This window comes from Exiguobacterium acetylicum DSM 20416 (genome assembly GCF_000702605.1).
Taxonomy (GTDB): domain Bacteria; phylum Bacillota; class Bacilli; order Exiguobacteriales; family Exiguobacteriaceae; genus Exiguobacterium_A; species Exiguobacterium_A acetylicum.
In genome coordinates this window covers 2791032-2808988 of record NZ_JNIR01000001.1, presented here as the reverse complement: position 1 = coordinate 2808988, position 17957 = coordinate 2791032, and the positions used below count along the sequence as shown (strand labels likewise).

Annotated in this window: 12 protein-coding genes, 6 tRNA genes and 4 rRNA genes; all 22 read right to left on the bottom strand. The window is 50.8% G+C overall.

The features are described from left to right. Positions 1–18: 18 nt before the first annotated feature. Positions 19–1580: ribosomal RNA gene (locus tag P401_RS0114840) — 16S ribosomal RNA — on the bottom strand. A gap of 125 nt (positions 1581–1705) precedes the next feature. Beyond that, a tRNA-Ala gene (locus tag P401_RS0114835) sits at positions 1706–1781 on the bottom strand. A gap of 22 nt (positions 1782–1803) precedes the next feature. Then, positions 1804–1880: transfer RNA gene (locus tag P401_RS0114830), tRNA-Pro, on the bottom strand. A gap of 4 nt (positions 1881–1884) precedes the next feature. Then, positions 1885–1958: transfer RNA gene (locus P401_RS0114825), tRNA-Arg, on the bottom strand. A 38-nt stretch (positions 1959–1996) separates the two neighbouring features. Then, positions 1997–2083: transfer RNA gene (locus P401_RS0114820), tRNA-Leu, on the bottom strand. A 62-nt stretch (positions 2084–2145) separates the two neighbouring features. Further along, positions 2146–2221, bottom strand: a tRNA-Thr gene (locus P401_RS0114815). A 15-nt stretch (positions 2222–2236) separates the two neighbouring features. Continuing rightward, positions 2237–2312, bottom strand: a tRNA-Val gene (locus P401_RS0114810). Between the two features lie 9 nt (positions 2313–2321). Continuing rightward, positions 2322–2437: ribosomal RNA gene (gene rrf / locus P401_RS0114805) — 5S ribosomal RNA — on the bottom strand. Positions 2438–2539: 102 nt separating this feature from the next. After that, positions 2540–5453 (bottom strand): 23S ribosomal RNA (locus P401_RS0114800). Positions 5454–5620: 167 nt separating this feature from the next. Next, positions 5621–7182, bottom strand: a 16S ribosomal RNA gene (locus tag P401_RS0114795). The 16S, 23S and 5S rRNA genes sit together here with 6 tRNA genes alongside, the layout of an rRNA operon. 381 nt (positions 7183–7563) lie before the next feature. Further along, entirely contained in the window at positions 7564–9045 is a 1482-nt protein-coding gene (gene lysS, locus P401_RS0114790; protein ID WP_152548215.1) for a lysine--tRNA ligase, read from the bottom strand. Positions 9046–9206: 161 nt separating this feature from the next. After that, on the bottom strand, positions 9207–10199 hold the full coding sequence (gene dusB / locus P401_RS0114785; protein ID WP_029343070.1) for a tRNA dihydrouridine synthase DusB: 993 nt from the start codon (positions 10197–10199) through the stop codon (positions 9207–9209). After that, a complete protein-coding gene (gene folK, locus P401_RS0114780) occupies positions 10199–10714 on the bottom strand; it encodes a 2-amino-4-hydroxy-6-hydroxymethyldihydropteridine diphosphokinase (RefSeq protein WP_029343069.1) in 516 nt (171 codons plus the stop codon). Before folK ends, dusB begins: the two co-directional genes overlap by 1 nt. Beyond that, positions 10711–11082, bottom strand: a complete 372-nt coding sequence (gene folB / locus P401_RS0114775; RefSeq protein WP_029343068.1) for a dihydroneopterin aldolase — start codon at positions 11080–11082, stop codon at positions 10711–10713. The genes folK and folB overlap by 4 nt, the downstream gene beginning before the upstream one ends. Before the next feature lie 2 nt (positions 11083–11084). Next, complete coding sequence (folP, locus tag P401_RS0114770; RefSeq protein WP_029343067.1) at positions 11085–11870, bottom strand: dihydropteroate synthase; 786 nt, start codon at positions 11868–11870, stop codon at positions 11085–11087. Continuing rightward, on the bottom strand, positions 11867–12706 hold the full coding sequence (locus tag P401_RS0114765; RefSeq protein ID WP_029343066.1) for an aminotransferase class IV: 840 nt from the start codon (positions 12704–12706) through the stop codon (positions 11867–11869). Before P401_RS0114765 ends, folP begins: the two co-directional genes overlap by 4 nt. Continuing rightward, positions 12690–13271 carry an anthranilate synthase component II gene (locus tag P401_RS0114760; RefSeq protein WP_029343065.1) on the bottom strand — a complete coding sequence of 194 codons (582 nt, stop codon included), beginning with the start codon at positions 13269–13271 and terminating at the stop codon, positions 12690–12692. The genes P401_RS0114765 and P401_RS0114760 overlap by 17 nt, the downstream gene beginning before the upstream one ends. Next, positions 13268–14653 (bottom strand): anthranilate synthase component I family protein, encoded by a 1386-nt coding sequence (locus tag P401_RS0114755; protein ID WP_029343064.1) that lies wholly within the window; start codon positions 14651–14653, stop codon positions 13268–13270. Before P401_RS0114755 ends, P401_RS0114760 begins: the two co-directional genes overlap by 4 nt. Before the next feature lie 87 nt (positions 14654–14740). Then, the gene (gene cysK / locus P401_RS0114750) at positions 14741–15685 is read right to left on the bottom strand and encodes a cysteine synthase A (RefSeq protein ID WP_029343063.1); all 945 of its coding nucleotides are present in this window, start codon (positions 15683–15685) and stop codon (positions 14741–14743) included. An 80-nt stretch (positions 15686–15765) separates the two neighbouring features. Beyond that, the gene (locus tag P401_RS0114745; RefSeq protein WP_023466564.1) at positions 15766–16077 is read right to left on the bottom strand and encodes a SurA N-terminal domain-containing protein; all 312 of its coding nucleotides are present in this window, start codon (positions 16075–16077) and stop codon (positions 15766–15768) included. A gap of 12 nt (positions 16078–16089) precedes the next feature. Further along, a complete protein-coding gene (gene hslO, locus P401_RS0114740) occupies positions 16090–17013 on the bottom strand; it encodes an Hsp33 family molecular chaperone HslO (protein ID WP_029343062.1) in 924 nt (307 codons plus the stop codon). Between the two features lie 10 nt (positions 17014–17023). Then, complete coding sequence (locus P401_RS0114735) at positions 17024–17785, bottom strand: type III pantothenate kinase (protein ID WP_029343061.1); 762 nt, start codon at positions 17783–17785, stop codon at positions 17024–17026. Positions 17786–17957 lie beyond the last annotated feature (172 nt).

The window sequence follows — 17957 nt, the reverse complement described above, 5'->3', positions numbered from 1 at the left end:
AAGGGACGTTTTCCTTAGAAAGGAGGTGATCCAGCCGCACCTTCCGATACGGCTACCTTGTTACGACTTCACCCCAATCATCTACCCCACCTTCGACGGCTGGCTCCTTGCGGTTACCTCACCGGCTTCGGGTGTTGCAAACTCTCGTGGTGTGACGGGCGGTGTGTACAAGACCCGGGAACGTATTCACCGCAGTATGCTGACCTGCGATTACTAGCGATTCCGACTTCATGCAGGCGAGTTGCAGCCTGCAATCCGAACTGGGAACGGCTTTATGGGATTGGCTCCACCTCGCGGTCTCGCTGCCCTTTGTACCGTCCATTGTAGCACGTGTGTAGCCCAACTCATAAGGGGCATGATGATTTGACGTCATCCCCACCTTCCTCCGGTTTGTCACCGGCAGTCTCCCTAGAGTGCCCAACTAAATGCTGGCAACTAAGGATAGGGGTTGCGCTCGTTGCGGGACTTAACCCAACATCTCACGACACGAGCTGACGACAACCATGCACCACCTGTCACCATTGTCCCCGAAGGGAAAACTTGATCTCTCAAGCGGTCAATGGGATGTCAAGAGTTGGTAAGGTTCTTCGCGTTGCTTCGAATTAAACCACATGCTCCACCGCTTGTGCGGGTCCCCGTCAATTCCTTTGAGTTTCAGCCTTGCGGCCGTACTCCCCAGGCGGAGTGCTTAATGCGTTAGCTTCAGCACTGAGGGGCGGAAACCCCCCAACACCTAGCACTCATCGTTTACGGCGTGGACTACCAGGGTATCTAATCCTGTTTGCTCCCCACGCTTTCGCGCCTCAGCGTCAGTTACAGACCAAAGAGTCGCCTTCGCCACTGGTGTTCCTCCACATCTCTACGCATTTCACCGCTACACGTGGAATTCCACTCTTCTCTTCTGTACTCAAGCCTTCCAGTTTCCAATGGCCCTCCCCGGTTGAGCCGGGGGCTTTCACATCAGACTTAAAAGGCCGCCTGCGCGCGCTTTACGCCCAATAATTCCGGACAACGCTTGCCACCTACGTATTACCGCGGCTGCTGGCACGTAGTTAGCCGTGGCTTTCTCGTAAGGTACCGTCAAGGTACGAGCATTACCTCTCGTACGTGTTCTTCCCTTACAACAGAGTTTTACGATCCGAAAACCTTCATCACTCACGCGGCGTTGCTCCATCAGACTTTCGTCCATTGTGGAAGATTCCCTACTGCTGCCTCCCGTAGGAGTCTGGGCCGTGTCTCAGTCCCAGTGTGGCCGATCACCCTCTCAGGTCGGCTATGCATCGTCGCCTTGGTGGGCCGTTACCCCACCAACTAGCTAATGCACCGCAAGGCCATCTCAAGGTGACGCCGAAGCGCCTTTCATCAGCGGACCATGCGGTCCGTTGAACTATCCGGTATTAGCTCCGATTTCTCGGAGTTATCCCAATCCTTGAGGCAGGTTCCTTACGTGTTACTCACCCGTCCGCCGCTCATTCCACTGCCTTCCCTCCGAAGAGTTCCGTCAGTTTCCTGCGCTCGACTTGCATGTATTAGGCACGCCGCCAGCGTTCGTCCTGAGCCAGGATCAAACTCTCCATGAAGTGTTTGACTTGCTCGTTTTTGTGACCGAAGTCACGATTGACGAAGCTTGCGCTTCATTCATGTTTGTATTCCGTAGAATACGATTTTTGCCTCATCGTTCAGTTTTCAAAGTTCGTCATAAAAATGGTGGAGCCTAGCGGGATCGAACCGCTGACCTCCTGCGTGCAAGGCAGGCGCTCTCCCAGCTGAGCTAAGGCCCCATTAAAGGGATGAAATTGAAGATGGTCGGGAAGACAGGATTCGAACCTGCGACCCCTTGGTCCCAAACCAAGTGCTCTACCAAGCTGAGCTACTTCCCGAAAATGCACCCTGAGAGATTCGAACTCCCGACCCCTTGATTCGTAGTCAAGTACTCTATCCAGCTGAGCTAAGGGTGCGGAATATAAGGATCAAACAGCAAACATCAAAATGAAAATGGTACCGAGGGCCGGAATCGAACCGGCACGGGGAAACCCCCGCAGGATTTTAAGTCCTGTGCGTCTACCAGTTCCGCCACCCCGGCAGGGATATAAAAGGTAGAACCTTCATTCATAATTGAATTCTGGTGATCATTGAAGATAAAGATGGTGCCGGCAACAGGAGTCGAACCCGCGACCTACTGATTACAAGTCAGTTGCTCTACCAGCTGAGCTACACCGGCAAGTGTAATAAAAAATGGTGGAGGATGACGGGATCGAACCGCCGACCCCCTGCTTGTAAGGCAGGTGCTCTCCCAGCTGAGCTAATCCTCCATATGTATCGCCTGGCAGCGTCCTATCCTCACAGGGGGAAGCCCCCAACTACTTTCGGCGTTCAAGTGCTTAACTTCCGTGTTCGGCATGGGAACGGGTGTGACCACTTGGCTATCGCCACCAGACATTTATTATCTTAACATTATGTTCACATAACGTCAAGACTTTTTTTTCGTTTTTTTGAAAGGCTCGCGCCCTCAAAACTGAAGTCATCAACAAGCATCTGCTAGAACAAGGCCTCGACCGATTAGTATCACTCAGCTCCACATGTCGCCATGCTTCCACCCGTGACCTATCTACCTCATCGTCTCTGAGGGGTCTTTCTTGATTACTCAAAGGGAAATCTCATCTTGGAGGGGGCTTCATGCTTAGATGCTTTCAGCATTTATCCCGTCCGCACGTAGCTACCCAGCGATGCTCCTGGCGGAACAACTGGTACACCAGCGGTGCGTCCATCCCGGTCCTCTCGTACTAAGGACAGCTCTCCTCAAATTTCCTGCGCCCACGACGGATAGGGACCGAACTGTCTCACGACGTTCTGAACCCAGCTCGCGTACCGCTTTAATGGGCGAACAGCCCAACCCTTGGGACCTACTCCAGCCCCAGGATGCGATGAGCCGACATCGAGGTGCCAAACCTCCCCGTCGATGTGGACTCTTGGGGGAGATCAGCCTGTTATCCCCAGGGTAGCTTTTATCCGTTGAGCGATGGCCCTTCCATGCGGAACCACCGGATCACTAAGCCCGACTTTCGTCCCTGCTCGACTTGTAGGTCTCGCAGTCAAGCTCCCTTCTGCCTTTGCGCTCTACGAATGATTTCCAACCATTCTGAGGGAACCTTTGGGCGCCTCCGTTACTGTTTAGGAGGCGACCGCCCCAGTCAAACTACCCGCCTGACACGGTCCTCCAGCCGGATGACGGCTGCGAGTTAGAGACTCTATGCATGAAGGGCGGTATCCCAAGGGTGACTCCTCCGAAGCTGGCGCTCCGGGCTCGACGTCTCCCGCCTATCCTGTACATCATGCACAAAGCCTCAATATCAGGCTGTAGTAAAGCTCCATGGGGTCTTTCCGTCCTGTCGCGGGTAACCTGCATCTTCACAGGTACTATGATTTCACCGGGTCTCTCGTTGAGACAGTGCCCAAATCGTTACGCCTTTCGTGCGGGTCGGAACTTACCCGACAAGGAATTTCGCTACCTTAGGACCGTTATAGTTACGGCCGCCGTTTACTGGGGCTTCGGTTCAAAGCTTCGCTTGCGCTAACCCATCCCCTTAACCTTCCAGCACCGGGCAGGCGTCAGCCCCTATACGTCATCTTGCGATTTAGCAGAGACCTGTGTTTTTGCTAAACAGTCGTTTGGGCCTATTCACTGCGGCTCTACTCATGTAGAGCGTCCCTTCTCCCGAAGTTACGGGACCATTTTGCCGAGTTCCTTAACGAGAGTTATCCCGCGCGTCTTAGAATTCTCATCTCGCCTACCTGTGTCGGTTTACGGTACTGGCGCCTTCCCCCTCACTAGAGGCTTTTCTTGGCAGTGTGAAATCGTGACCTACGTCCCTACGGGACTCCGCATCGTTCCTTGACTTTGGTGCCTGACGGATTTGCCAATCAGACGGTCTTGAAACTTGCACATGCACTTCCATCCGCATGCGTCACTATCCTCCTGCGTCCCCCCATTGTTCAAACGGTGGATCGGCGGTACAGGAATATCAACCTGTTATCCATCGCCTACGCCTTTCGGCCTCGGCTTAGGTCCAGACTAACCCTGAGCGGACGAGCCTTCCTCAGGAAACCTTGGGCTTTCGACGGAGGGGATTCTCACCCCTCTTTTCGCTACTCACACCGGCATTCTCACTTCCAAACGCTCCACTGCTCCTTCCGGTACAGCTTCACAGCGGTTTGGAACGCTCCCCTACCATTCCTTACGGAATCCGCAGCTTCGGTGGTATGTTTAGCCCCGTTACATTTTCGGCGCGGCGCCACTCGACTAGTGAGCTATTACGCACTCTTTGAATGGTGGCTGCTTCTAAGCCAACATCCTAGCTGTCTAGGCAGCGCCACATCCTTTTCCACTTAACATACACTTTGGGACCTTAGCTGGCGGTCTGGGCTGTTTCCCTCTTGACTACGGATCTTATCACTCGCAGTCTGACTCCCGAGTATAAGTTGCTGGCATTCGGAGTTTAACTGAATTCGGTAACCCTGTGGGGGCCCCTAGTCCAATCAGTGCTCTACCTCCAGAACTCTCAACCTCGAGGCTAGCCCTAAAGCTATTTCGGGGAGAACCAGCTATCTCCAGGTTCGATTGGCATTTCACCGCTACCCACACCTCATCCCCGCACTTTTCAACGTGCGTGGGTTCGGACCTCCAGTCAGTGTTACCTGACCTTCATCCTGGACATGGGTAGATCACCTGGTTTCGGGTCTACGACAACGCACTGAACGCCCTGTTCAGACTCGCTTTCGCTACGGCTCCGCCTCATCGGCTTAACCTCGCGCGTTATCGTAACTCGCCGGTTCATTCTACAAAAGGCACGCCATCACCCGTTAACGGGCTCTGACTACTTGTAGGCATACGGTTTCAGGATCTATTTCACTCCCCTTCCGGGGTGCTTTTCACCTTTCCCTCACGGTACTGGTTCACTATCGGTCACTAGGGAGTATTTAGCCTTGGGAGATGGTCCTCCCGGATTCCGACGGGGTTTCACGTGTCCCGCCGTACTCAGGATCCACTCTGGAGGGAAAACAGTTTCAGCTACAGGGCTGTCACCTTCTTCGGCCGACCTTTCCAGGTCCTTCACCTACTGTCTTCCTTTTTGACTCCGTATAGAGTGTCCTACAACCCCGAAGAGCATGCTCTTCGGTTTGGGCTGTTCCCGTTTCGCTCGCCGCTACTCAGGGAATCGCATTTGCTTTCTCTTCCTCCGGGTACTTAGATGTTTCAGTTCCCCGGGTCTGCCTCACGCTACACTATGTATTCATGTAACATGTCCCATCCCATTACAGATGGTGGGTTCCCCCATTCGGAAATCTTCGGATCAAAGCATACTTACTGCTCCCCGAAGCATATCGCTGTTCGTCGCGTCCTTCATCGGCTCCTAGTGCCAAGGCATCCACCGTACGCCCTTCATACCTTGATCTAGCGTTGGTATTCTAAGAACACACGTCTTAAATGACATGGTTAATTAAAAGTTTGATGTCTTGTTGATGTCTTCAGTTTTCAAGGTGCGAGTGTCTCTATCGAGACTGAGAGACGAGCTCTCAAAACTGAACGATGGGCATGTCCCGTAAGGGACGTTTTCCTTAGAAAGGAGGTGATCCAGCCGCACCTTCCGATACGGCTACCTTGTTACGACTTCACCCCAATCATCTACCCCACCTTCGACGGCTGGCTCCTTGCGGTTACCTCACCGGCTTCGGGTGTTGCAAACTCTCGTGGTGTGACGGGCGGTGTGTACAAGACCCGGGAACGTATTCACCGCAGTATGCTGACCTGCGATTACTAGCGATTCCGACTTCATGCAGGCGAGTTGCAGCCTGCAATCCGAACTGGGAACGGCTTTATGGGATTGGCTCCACCTCGCGGTCTCGCTGCCCTTTGTACCGTCCATTGTAGCACGTGTGTAGCCCAACTCATAAGGGGCATGATGATTTGACGTCATCCCCACCTTCCTCCGGTTTGTCACCGGCAGTCTCCCTAGAGTGCCCAACTAAATGCTGGCAACTAAGGATAGGGGTTGCGCTCGTTGCGGGACTTAACCCAACATCTCACGACACGAGCTGACGACAACCATGCACCACCTGTCACCATTGTCCCCGAAGGGAAAACTTGATCTCTCAAGCGGTCAATGGGATGTCAAGAGTTGGTAAGGTTCTTCGCGTTGCTTCGAATTAAACCACATGCTCCACCGCTTGTGCGGGTCCCCGTCAATTCCTTTGAGTTTCAGCCTTGCGGCCGTACTCCCCAGGCGGAGTGCTTAATGCGTTAGCTTCAGCACTGAGGGGCGGAAACCCCCCAACACCTAGCACTCATCGTTTACGGCGTGGACTACCAGGGTATCTAATCCTGTTTGCTCCCCACGCTTTCGCGCCTCAGCGTCAGTTACAGACCAAAGAGTCGCCTTCGCCACTGGTGTTCCTCCACATCTCTACGCATTTCACCGCTACACGTGGAATTCCACTCTTCTCTTCTGTACTCAAGCCTTCCAGTTTCCAATGGCCCTCCCCGGTTGAGCCGGGGGCTTTCACATCAGACTTAAAAGGCCGCCTGCGCGCGCTTTACGCCCAATAATTCCGGACAACGCTTGCCACCTACGTATTACCGCGGCTGCTGGCACGTAGTTAGCCGTGGCTTTCTCGTAAGGTACCGTCAAGGTACGAGCATTACCTCTCGTACGTGTTCTTCCCTTACAACAGAGTTTTACGATCCGAAAACCTTCATCACTCACGCGGCGTTGCTCCATCAGACTTTCGTCCATTGTGGAAGATTCCCTACTGCTGCCTCCCGTAGGAGTCTGGGCCGTGTCTCAGTCCCAGTGTGGCCGATCACCCTCTCAGGTCGGCTATGCATCGTCGCCTTGGTGGGCCGTTACCCCACCAACTAGCTAATGCACCGCAAGGCCATCTCAAGGTGACGCCGAAGCGCCTTTCATCAGCGGACCATGCGGTCCGTTGAACTATCCGGTATTAGCTCCGATTTCTCGGAGTTATCCCAATCCTTGAGGCAGGTTCCTTACGTGTTACTCACCCGTCCGCCGCTCATTCCACTGCCTTCCCTCCGAAGAGTTCCGTCAGTTTCCTGCGCTCGACTTGCATGTATTAGGCACGCCGCCAGCGTTCGTCCTGAGCCAGGATCAAACTCTCCATGAAGTGTTTGACTTGCTCGTTTTTGTGACCGAAGTCACGATTGACGAAGCTTGCGCTTCATTCATGTTTGTATTCCGTAGAATACGATTTTTGCCTCATCGTTCAGTTTTCAAAGTTCGTCGTGTCGTTTTCAGCAACTTTAATATCTTAACAAGTTATCAACTCGATTGTCAACAACTTTTTTGATATTTATTTTTGTGTGTCACGACCATTCGCGGCACAAGAAGTAATATACCATGGCTTTTTGAATCGTACAAGCATTTTATTAGAAAAACATTTAAAAACTTTCATTTACCCGTTTTTTGACTCGTTTATCCCTACATTGACTTCAAAAAGAACGCTCCGTTCCTTCTATAAGGTATAGAAGGAACGGAGCTCTACTCATTAATTTTGTTGATGACGCATCGTCGGGAAGAGTAACACATCACGAATCGATGGCGCATTCGTCAACAGCATGACGAGACGATCGATCCCGATTCCAAGACCACCCGTTGGCGGCATACCGTACTCGAGTGCTTCAATGAAGTCTGTATCCATTTCATGTGCTTCGTCGTTTCCTGCTTCTTTTTCGACGAGTTGTGCTTCGAAACGTTCACGTTGATCGATTGGATCGTTCAATTCCGTGAAGGCATTCGCATGCTCACGACGGACGATGAACAATTCAAAGCGATCCGTAAAACGTGGATCCTCTGGATTTTTCTTCGCCAGCGGTGATACTTCAACAGGGTGACCATAGACGAATGTTGGTTGGACTAGTGTTTCTTCTACTTTTTGTTCGAAGAACTCATTCAAGATATGTCCCGTCGTCATGTGCGACTGGACTTCAACACCGTGTTCATGTGCCAGTTCAAGAGCACGTTCGTTTGAAATCTGTTCGAAGAAGTCGACACCTGTCGCTTCTTTAACGAGATCTACCATGTGTGCTCGTTTCCAACCGACAGATAGATCGATGACGTCTTCTCCGTAAGTGACTTGTGTCGTACCGAGTACTTCTTGTGCGACGTGAGCGATCAGATTCTCTGTTAAGTTCATGATGTCTTTATAATCCGCATACGCTTCATAGAGTTCGATCATCGTGAATTCTGGGTTATGGCGTGTTGAGATTCCTTCATTACGGAACACACGACCGATTTCGTAGACTTTCTCAAGTCCACCGACGATCAAACGTTTCAAATGGAGCTCGATCGCAATCCGCATGTAAAGCGTCATGTCGAGTGCATTATGATGCGTGATGAACGGACGAGCCGATGCTCCACCCGCAATCGTGTGCAACATTGGTGTTTCGACTTCCAAGTATCCGAGGTTATCGAGATATTGACGGATTCCACGAATGACTTTACTCCGTGCGATGAATGTCTCACGTGATTCTTGGTTCGTAATAAGGTCGAGGTAACGCTGACGGTAACGTTGTTCGATATCTTTTAATCCGTGATATTTATCCGGAAGTGGACGTAACGCTTTCGTTAATAACGTAAATGCTGTGACGTGAACAGAGAGTTCACCAACATTCGTCTTGAACACGTAACCTTGGATCCCGACGATGTCACCTAAGTCACATGTCTTATAGATCTCATAGGCATCTTCACCGACATCATCTTTACGGACATACAACTGAATTTGACCTTGTACATCCTGGACGTTCGTAAAGCTAACCTTTCCTTTACGACGTGTCGTCATGACACGACCCGCGATGGCAACTTCCGGTTTCAGTTCAGCCAACTCTTCTTTTGTATGTTCACCAAATGATGCACGAATGCTCGCAGTATCCGTCGAACGTTCAAAACGTGCGCCGAATGGATCGAGACCTTGTTCACGCATGGCGTTCATCTTACCGAGACGCACCTGCATTTGATCGTTCATTTCCATATCCTGACTCACTGTCTTCACTCCTTTTAATAATGGTTCACGACGATTCTCTCGAATAAAAAGCTGCCGGAATGACCGACAGCCCTTTAGAAAACCGATACGCTCATCTTCAATGCAACTAGCGTACCACAAAACGACTCTGTCCGACCATACTTTACCTGTTAGGCATATGCTACGTCTTCTTCGAGTGTCCGCAAGTACTGCTGTAAGAGTTCAACGAGTCCCGCGTGCGTATCGATATTAAACAACGCATTGCGAACGCGACCGTTCCCCTTCATTCCTTTCAAGTACCAAGCGACGTGTGTCCGCATTTCGCGTACGGCGAGTTCTTCTCCCTTTAGCGCGACCAGTCGCGTTGCGTGCAAAAGACAAATATCAATCTTCTCGCGCGCTGTCGGTTCTGCCGGAAGCGTTCCTGATTCGAGATACTGGATCGTCTGATACAACATCCATGGGTTCCCGAGAGCTGCCCGTCCGATCATGACACCGTCGACGCCGATCTCGTCAATCATCCGTTTTGCATCTTGCGGAGTCTGAACATCTCCATTTCCGATGATTGGAATGTTGACCGCTTTTTTGGCTTCCCCAATGATGTTCCAGTCTGCGACACCTTCGTACTTTTGAGAACGTGTTCGCCCGTGGACGGCAACGGCTTTCGCACCACCCGCTTCTGCCGCTTTGACATTATCGACACAATAGATGTGATGACTGTCCCAGCCGGTCCGCATCTTGACCGTCACCGGTTTATCGATCGCTTGCGTTACCGCATGGACCATCTCATACACCTTATCGGGATCAAGCAACCATTTCGCTCCAGCATCACTTTTCGTGACTTTCGGAACCGGACAGCCCATATTGATATCAATGATGTCGGCATTCGTGTTCGCTTCGACATATCGTGCTGCTTGAACGAGCGTCTCTTTTGAACCACCATAGATTTGAAGACTCAGCGGTTTTTCCCGCTCATCCACATAGAGCATCTGTAGCGTCCGTTCGTTCTCATACAAGATGCCTTTATCGCTGACCATCTCCGCACAGACGAGTCCTGCACCGAATTCTTTTGCGATTAATCGAAACGCCGGATTACAGACGCCTGCCATCGGCGCCAAGATGACTTGATTCTTCAGTTTGACATCGCCAATGTTAAATTCCATTATTGTTCCTCCGCTTCTAAAAGACCACCTAAGCGTCGCACACCGTTTCGTTCTGTCTCCGGTAACTGCTGATACAACCGCTCGACACTTTGCCCAAGACCAGGTACGACGAATGTTGCTGCGAGCTCACGTAATGGTGCGAGAACGAATGCCCGCTCTTGCATCCGCGGATGCGGAACGGTTAATCCTTCGAGGTCAATGCGTTCTTCCTCATACAGCAAAATATCTAAGTCAAGCGTCCGTGGTCCATTTTTGAACAGACGCTCGTGTCCTTCTAGCTGTTCAATTTCCTGCAGTCGTCCAAGTAAGACATCTGCCTCATCCGTCGTTCGAACTGCGACGACCATATTATAGAATAAATCCTGATCTAGATACCCGACAGGTACAGTCTCATAAATGGAAGAGGTCTTTACGTCATGAACGGACGGTAACGCTCTTAGGCGAGCAATCGCTGCTCTTAAGTGAGCCGCTTTATCACCGATGTTCGAACCGAGTGCAATATAAGCTTCCTTCATGCATAGTCCTCCCGAAGGCGATTGATCTCGACCGCCACATGTTCATAATGACCGGCAATCGGCGGATCCGGTTTGATGACCTTGATCGACGCTTCTTGAATTCGCTCATCTAACGCAAAGACTTCTTTTGCGATACGATCCGCCAAGGCTTCGACGAGTTGGAGCGGTTCTCCTTCGACGACACGTTTCGTCGCTTCATACAATTCGGCGTAATTGACACTTTTCGTCAAATCATCCGTCCGACCGGCTTCTGCCAATGCAAGTCCGATCGATAAGTCGACATTAAAGCGTTGACCGAGTTTCGTCTCTTCTGCGAATACACCGTGATACCCATAAAAACGCATTCCTGTTACGTGAATTCGATCCACCGTTATTCCCCCTTCGTCGCAGCCAACATGATGTCCATCATCCGCGCTGCCCGTTTGACTTCTTTGACATCATGCACACGCATCCAGTCGCATCCTTGTTGAATCCCGTAGCAAACCGTCGCAATCGTTCCTTCGATTCGTTCTTCCGTCGGTAATCCAAGCGCGAGACCGATCATCGATTTACGAGACGTTCCGAGTAAAACTGGATATCCGAAGTCCGTTACGATCGATAGATGACGCATTAGGTACAAGTTCTCTTCATGCGTCTTCATGAACCCAATCCCCGGGTCGAGCCAAATGTGCTCTTCCGCTACACCTGCCTGTTTCGCTAATCGGATTGATTCCTCAAGGTCAGCCCGAACTTCTGCAAGCATATCTTCCCCATGCGCCGTCTCCCGGTTATGCATCAAAATGATGGGGACACTGTATCGTGCTGCGACGTTGACCATCGAACGATCGCCCCACTTCGAGCCCCAAACATCGTTGATGATGTCCGCTCCTGCTTGAATAGCAGCTTCTGCGACGACCGGTTTGTACGTATCGATCGACACGAGGACGTTCAGTTCTCGTTTGATGCGCTTGATGATCGGTAAAACACGAGCGAGTTCTTCTTCGACTGATACGAACGCTGCACCCGGTCGTGTCGACTCTCCACCGACATCGATCGCATCCGCTCCGTCCGCGATGAGCTGACGCGCTTGCCGCATCGCTTGTTCGACATCGACATATTGTCCACCGTCCGAAAAGGAGTCCGGTGTCACATTCAAGATACCCATGATGTAGGTCATCGTTGTTCCCTCCTTGTCGTCACATGTTCGACGGATTGATCGAACAGCGTCATGATTTGTGCATATCCTGATCCGTTGATTCCGGGGAAAGGACGTCCGTCAAGTGACGAAATCGCGACCGCTTCCTGAACGGAATTCGTATAGATGATCTCGTCTGCTTCTTCGAGCTGTGGTAAATACGCCAGGCGTTCTTCGACCGGTACATGTTGCATGAGGAACTGACGAGTAATTCCGTTCAGTGCACCGGTCTCAAGCGGTGACGTATACCATGTACTTCCGTAACGCCAAAAAATATTTGACGTAATCCCTTCACAGACATGACCTTCCTTCGTCAAAAACAGCCCTTCTGCTTCCGGATTGAACAATTGGCGTTTCGCCACTAGATTGTTCATGTAATGATGCGACTTCAAGCGGTATGTCGTCTCCGGTGTACTACGCGGTAAACGAATCGTCTCGAGTGCCCGTTCCGCTCGTTTTCGCGGAGCGATCGGTTTCGCATAGATCAACACGGTCGGCGTATCGTAAGGATCGATCGATAACCCGATCTCGCGTGGACCGGCCGAGACATTCAACCGAATGTATAAATCGTTCGCCTCATATGCGTCATATAAATCTTGGATCGCTTGCCGTAAGGCTTCCCGGTCATATCCTAGCTGGATCCCGAGTGCGACACAACTCATCCGCAAGCGTTCGATATGATCATCGAACAAAAACGGATGTCCGTTATAGGTCCGAAACGTCTCGAATACTCCCATCCCGTAGACGAATCCGTGATCGAGTGGGGAAATTCTTATCTCTTCTTCTCGTTTAATGGTTCCGTCATGCCAGAGATACATAATGCGTCAACTCCAAGAAATTTTTTAACATCTGTTTCCCGTCTCGTGTCAAAATCGCTTCCGGATGGAACTGGACACCGAGAATCGGCAACGTCCGGTGACGGAGTGCCATGATTTCTCCGCCAGCTTCCGCTGTTACTTCAAGTACTTCCGGGAATGTCTCGCGTTCAACGACGAGCGAGTGGTAACGTGTCACCGGCGTCGCTTGTGGGATCCGTTCAAAGATGCCTTGTCCGTCATGCGTCAGTGGCGAGACTTTTCCGTGCATCAATTCCTTCGCGCGGACGACTTTACCCCCGAATACTTGACCGATCGCTTGATGACCCAAACAGACACCTAAAATCGGTACCTTTCCAGCAAAATAAGCAATCGCTTCTAGACTGATTCCCGCTTCATTCGGCGTACAGGGGCCCGGTGAGATGACAAGATGATCCGGTTGCAACGCTTCGATTTCCGCAAGCGTGATCGCGTCGTTGCGAAATACCCGGATGTCTTGCCCAAGTTCGCCGAAATACTGGACTAAGTTGTACGTAAAGGAATCATAGTTATCAATCAATACAATCATTGCGTTCCCTCCGCTGTTTCTTTTGTCACCCATAACGCTTTGGCTTTACTAAGTGACTCTTCGTATTCACGTGCTGCGTCCGAATCTGTGACGACTCCAGCACCTGCTTGAACATATGCCATCCCGTCTTTTGCGACGAGTGTCCGGATCAAGATATTGAAAATGACATCATCCGCCCAACTGATGAAGCCAAGTGATCCGGTATAGATACCACGCCGGACCGGTTCCAGTTCTTCAATGATTTCCATCGTCCGAATTTTTGGTGCGCCAGTGATCGTACCACCTGGGAACATCGCAGCAAGCACCTGACTCCCCGAGTGTTCCGGAGCTACTTCCCCTCTGACGTTTGAGACGATGTGCTGCACGTGCGAGTATTTCTCAATCACCATCAACTCATCGACATGAACCGTACCATAACGACTGACGCGTCCTAAATCATTCCGCTCTAAATCAACAAGCATCACATGTTCTGCCCGTTCTTTTTCGTTATCGAGTAAGGTTTTCGCAAGTCGTAAATCCTCTGCTTCATCCTTCCCGCGTGGCCGTGTTCCCGCAATCGGGCGTGTCGCTAACGCATCACCGATTTTTTCAACGAGCAACTCGGGTGAGGCGGACACGAGTGTTAAATCTTCATCCGCAAAGTAGCCCATGTACGGAGAAGGATTGACTTGTCGTAATACATCATACAAATGTTCCGCTGTCGTCCCAAGCGGTTCTTGTTGGCGGACGGACAAATTGACTTGAAAGACGTCACCGTCCCCAATATACGATTTAATCCGGTGCGCCGCTGTCATGAAGGCTTCCTGCCCAAAAGCCCGTTCCCGCTCACCGGACGAACCGGTCGCTGAAAATTGAGGTGCTTCCGTCTCGATACACCAACGCGCGACTTCTGTTTCAAGAACTCGCTCTGCTTCTTCTACTGTGTCTCGCGTTACGGCAATGAACAATTGCTTCGTTTCCTCATCAAACACGGCGACTTCATCGTACCAGTAAAATGACAGATCGGGTGTTTGCAAATCATCCATCGCTCGCTCCGGTAGCTTTTCTAAATAACGGACGGCATCATAACTGACGTAACCGGCAAATCCACCAAAGAAAGGTGGCATTCCATCCGGTCGGATCGATTCACGTTCGACGCGGAGCTGTTCGAGTACATCAAACGGATTCGCCGTCGACGTCTCGACTTTTCCATCTGTCTCAATCGTCGTCATCCCGTCCTTCGTTCGGACGTATCCGACAGGACGAGTCGCCGCCATCGTATACCGTCCGATTCGGCCGCTTTCGAGCCAGACGTGTCCCGCTGTTCCATTCGTCTGTTCAACATATCGATTGTAGAATTGTTCTTTCGTCCATGGTACTGCTTTGTATTTCGTCTGTCGCATACGCGTCCCCCACTTCACACTATTCTGCTCTCATTATACGCAAAAAAGTACACGGAAGCCGAATGACTTCCGTGTACGTCCAGTTGATTACTTCGATTGGTCTGCTTCTTCCTCGATTTGATACAGCGGTGTACTTAAGTACCGCTCCCCATTCGAAGGAATGATCGCGAGAACGTTTTTCCCTTTCCCGAGACGTTTCGCCGTCTTGAGCGCTGCTGCAATCGCAGCACCTGACGAGATACCGCCTAAGACACCGTTCGTCTTCGCTGCTCGCCGTGCGTGATCAAATGCTTCTTCCGTCGTGATCTGCTCAACACCATCATAAATCTCAGTATCAAGAATCGACGGCACGAATCCAGCACCGATTCCTTGCAGTTTGTGCGGTCCCGGTTTACCACCCGATAAGACAGGTGAATCCGTTGGTTCAACAGCAATGATTTCAATCCCTTGGAAGGCATCGCGTAACACTTTACCAGCACCGGTGATCGTTCCACCCGTTCCAATTCCCGCGATGAATGCATCGAGTTGCATGCCTTCGAACGCTTCGACGATTTCAGGACCTGTCGTTTTTTCATGGACGACTGGATTGGCGCCGTTATTGAATTGTTGTGGCATGAAGTAACCATGTTCTTCTGCTTCCGCTGTCGCGCGAGCGATCGCACCCTTCATTCCTTCAGGACCCGGTGTCAAAATCAATTCCGCACCATAGGCGCGAAGCAACGTCCGGCGCTCCATGCTCATCGTTTCCGGCATGACGAGAATGGCGCGGTATCCTTTCGCCGAAGCGACCATCGCTAGTCCGATGCCTGTGTTCCCACTCGTCGGCTCGATGATCGTGTCTCCTTCTTTGAGTTGACCCGCTTCTTCTGCCGCCTCGATCATCGCCAACGCAATCCGGTCTTTTACGCTTGATCCAGGGTTCATGTACTCCAATTTCAGATACACATCTGCATCCTCAGGACCCGTTAGATGATGTAACTTGACGATCGGGGTCCGACCGACTAAATCTAATACTGAATTCGCAATACGCATGACCATTCCTCCTCATTAGTGAACCGCTTGAATTCCAAGTAATCCGATAGACTAATTATCAGCGGACTGGATGAAATCTGTCAATCAAAGCGTTTGACTTCCGGCTTTTTTCCATCCTTCGTCTGGCGTTCGACCGCTTCTTGAATCAAACGATCAATCGTCTGTTTTTCCTGTTCCGTTCGCATCGTCTGATAGACCATCGCGCGCGTGATTTTCTCATCACCGACTTCGGCGACGACATCCTCGAGCGGACCACCGATGCTGTCTTGAACGATTTTAGGAGAATCGACCTTTGGGAGCTCACCCATGAAGGCGTAAGCACCGGTCATGAAATTCGTCAACATTAAGATGAAGATCAACATCCACAAGTACTTAGGTTGTACATTCCCCATATTAGATCCCTCTTATGCTCTTTCGAGTGATTTTTCACGAAGTTCCTCTAACTCTGGAACATCATAGTGATAATGCTCTGAACAGAAGTGACAAACCGCTTCCGCACCACCATCTTCATCAATCATCGCTTGGATCTCATCTGGTCCAAGAGCGATGATCGCTGTCGCTAATTTTTCACGGTCACACGTACATTCGAATGATACCGGGATCGTGTCGAGATGCTCATAGTCACCGAGAACGAGTTCTAACATTTCTTCTGGTGTTTTTTCCTCACCGACAAGAATCGAGATCGGTTTAAGGGCTCCAACACGTTTTTCAAGTGCTGAGATCGTCTCTTCCGACGCACCTGGCATCAATTGAACGATCAAACCACCTGCTGCAATGACTGATTCGTCTTCCGGATAGACGAGAACGCCAGCTCCAACGACCGATGGGCTTTGTTCCGATACAGCGAAGTAATACGTGAAGTCTTCGCTAATCTCACCTGTTTGAATCGGCGATTGACCACCGACGAAGTCACGCAACCCGAGGTCTTTGATGACAGAGATGTTTCCGCGACCGACCGCTTCACCCACTTTTAGTTTCGTCAGACCGTCTGCATTGACGTACGTATCCATTTCGACGCGGGGACGACTGACATATCCACGAACGACACCTTTTGCGTCGGCATCGACGATGATTTTCCCAATCGGTCCATCGCCTTCGACTTTTAATGTGACACGTGTATCGCCTTTTTGCATCGTACCCATCATTGCGCCGATCGTCAGTGTCCGACCGAGTGCTGCTGTAACGACCGGTGTTGTCTGATGGCGCAGTTGTGCTTCATAGACCGTTTTCGTCGAACGGATCGCAAACGCACGGACTTCTCCATTGAAGCCTAACGCCCGTACTAAATAGTCATCTTTTAATTGTGCTAATAATTCTTCACGTTTCATCTTGATTCCCTCACTTATTTCGTTCGTAGATAATCCGTAATCCATCTAACGTCAAGAATGGATCGACGACCTCAATCATCGTGGATTCCTCGCTGATTAATCGGGCTAAGCCACCGGTCGCAATGACCTTCGCTTCTCCCATTTCCTCTTTCATCCGGTGAACGAGTCCGTCCACCTGTGCCACATATCCGAAATAGGTCCCCGACTGCATCGCATGGATCGTATTTCGTCCAATCGCTGACTGCGGTTTCGCGATTTCGATTCGTGGCAATTTTGCTGCCTTATTATAGAGTGCCTCGGTTGCAACCATCACACCGGGTGAGATGATGCCACCGTAATACCGTTTTTGTGCATCGATGTAACAATACGTCGTCGCTGTTCCGAAATCGACGATGATCATCGGCCCCTCGTATTTCGCCGTCGCCGCTACTGCATTGACGATTCGATCGGCTCCCACTTCCCGTGGATTATCGACTTTTAAATCGAGTCCTGTCTTGATTCCTGGTCCAATCAAGAACGGACGACGTTTAAAGTAACGCACACACATATTTTCTAGTGGAAACACGACGGGGGGTACGACAGATGATAACACGATTCCCTCGATTTCTTCCACGTTTAGCTCTGCGTCACGGAACAACGCTTTGACGAGCATACCGTATTCGTCCGTCGTCCGTGTCCGGTCTGTCGCAATCCGCCAATGCTCAATCAACTCTTGTCCTTGATAGACACCTAAGACGATATTCGTATTTCCGACATCGATGACTAAAATCATTTGCTTATTTCCCCGCTTCTTCTCAATTTTCATGCTTCTATTGTATTCCGTTGTTTCACGATCGGAACTATATACGTTGTGATTATACCATGCTCGTATGGTCACACCTACCGATGTGTATTCGCTCGGTCTGCCACAAAAAAGAACGGATTCGATATCAATCGAATCCGTT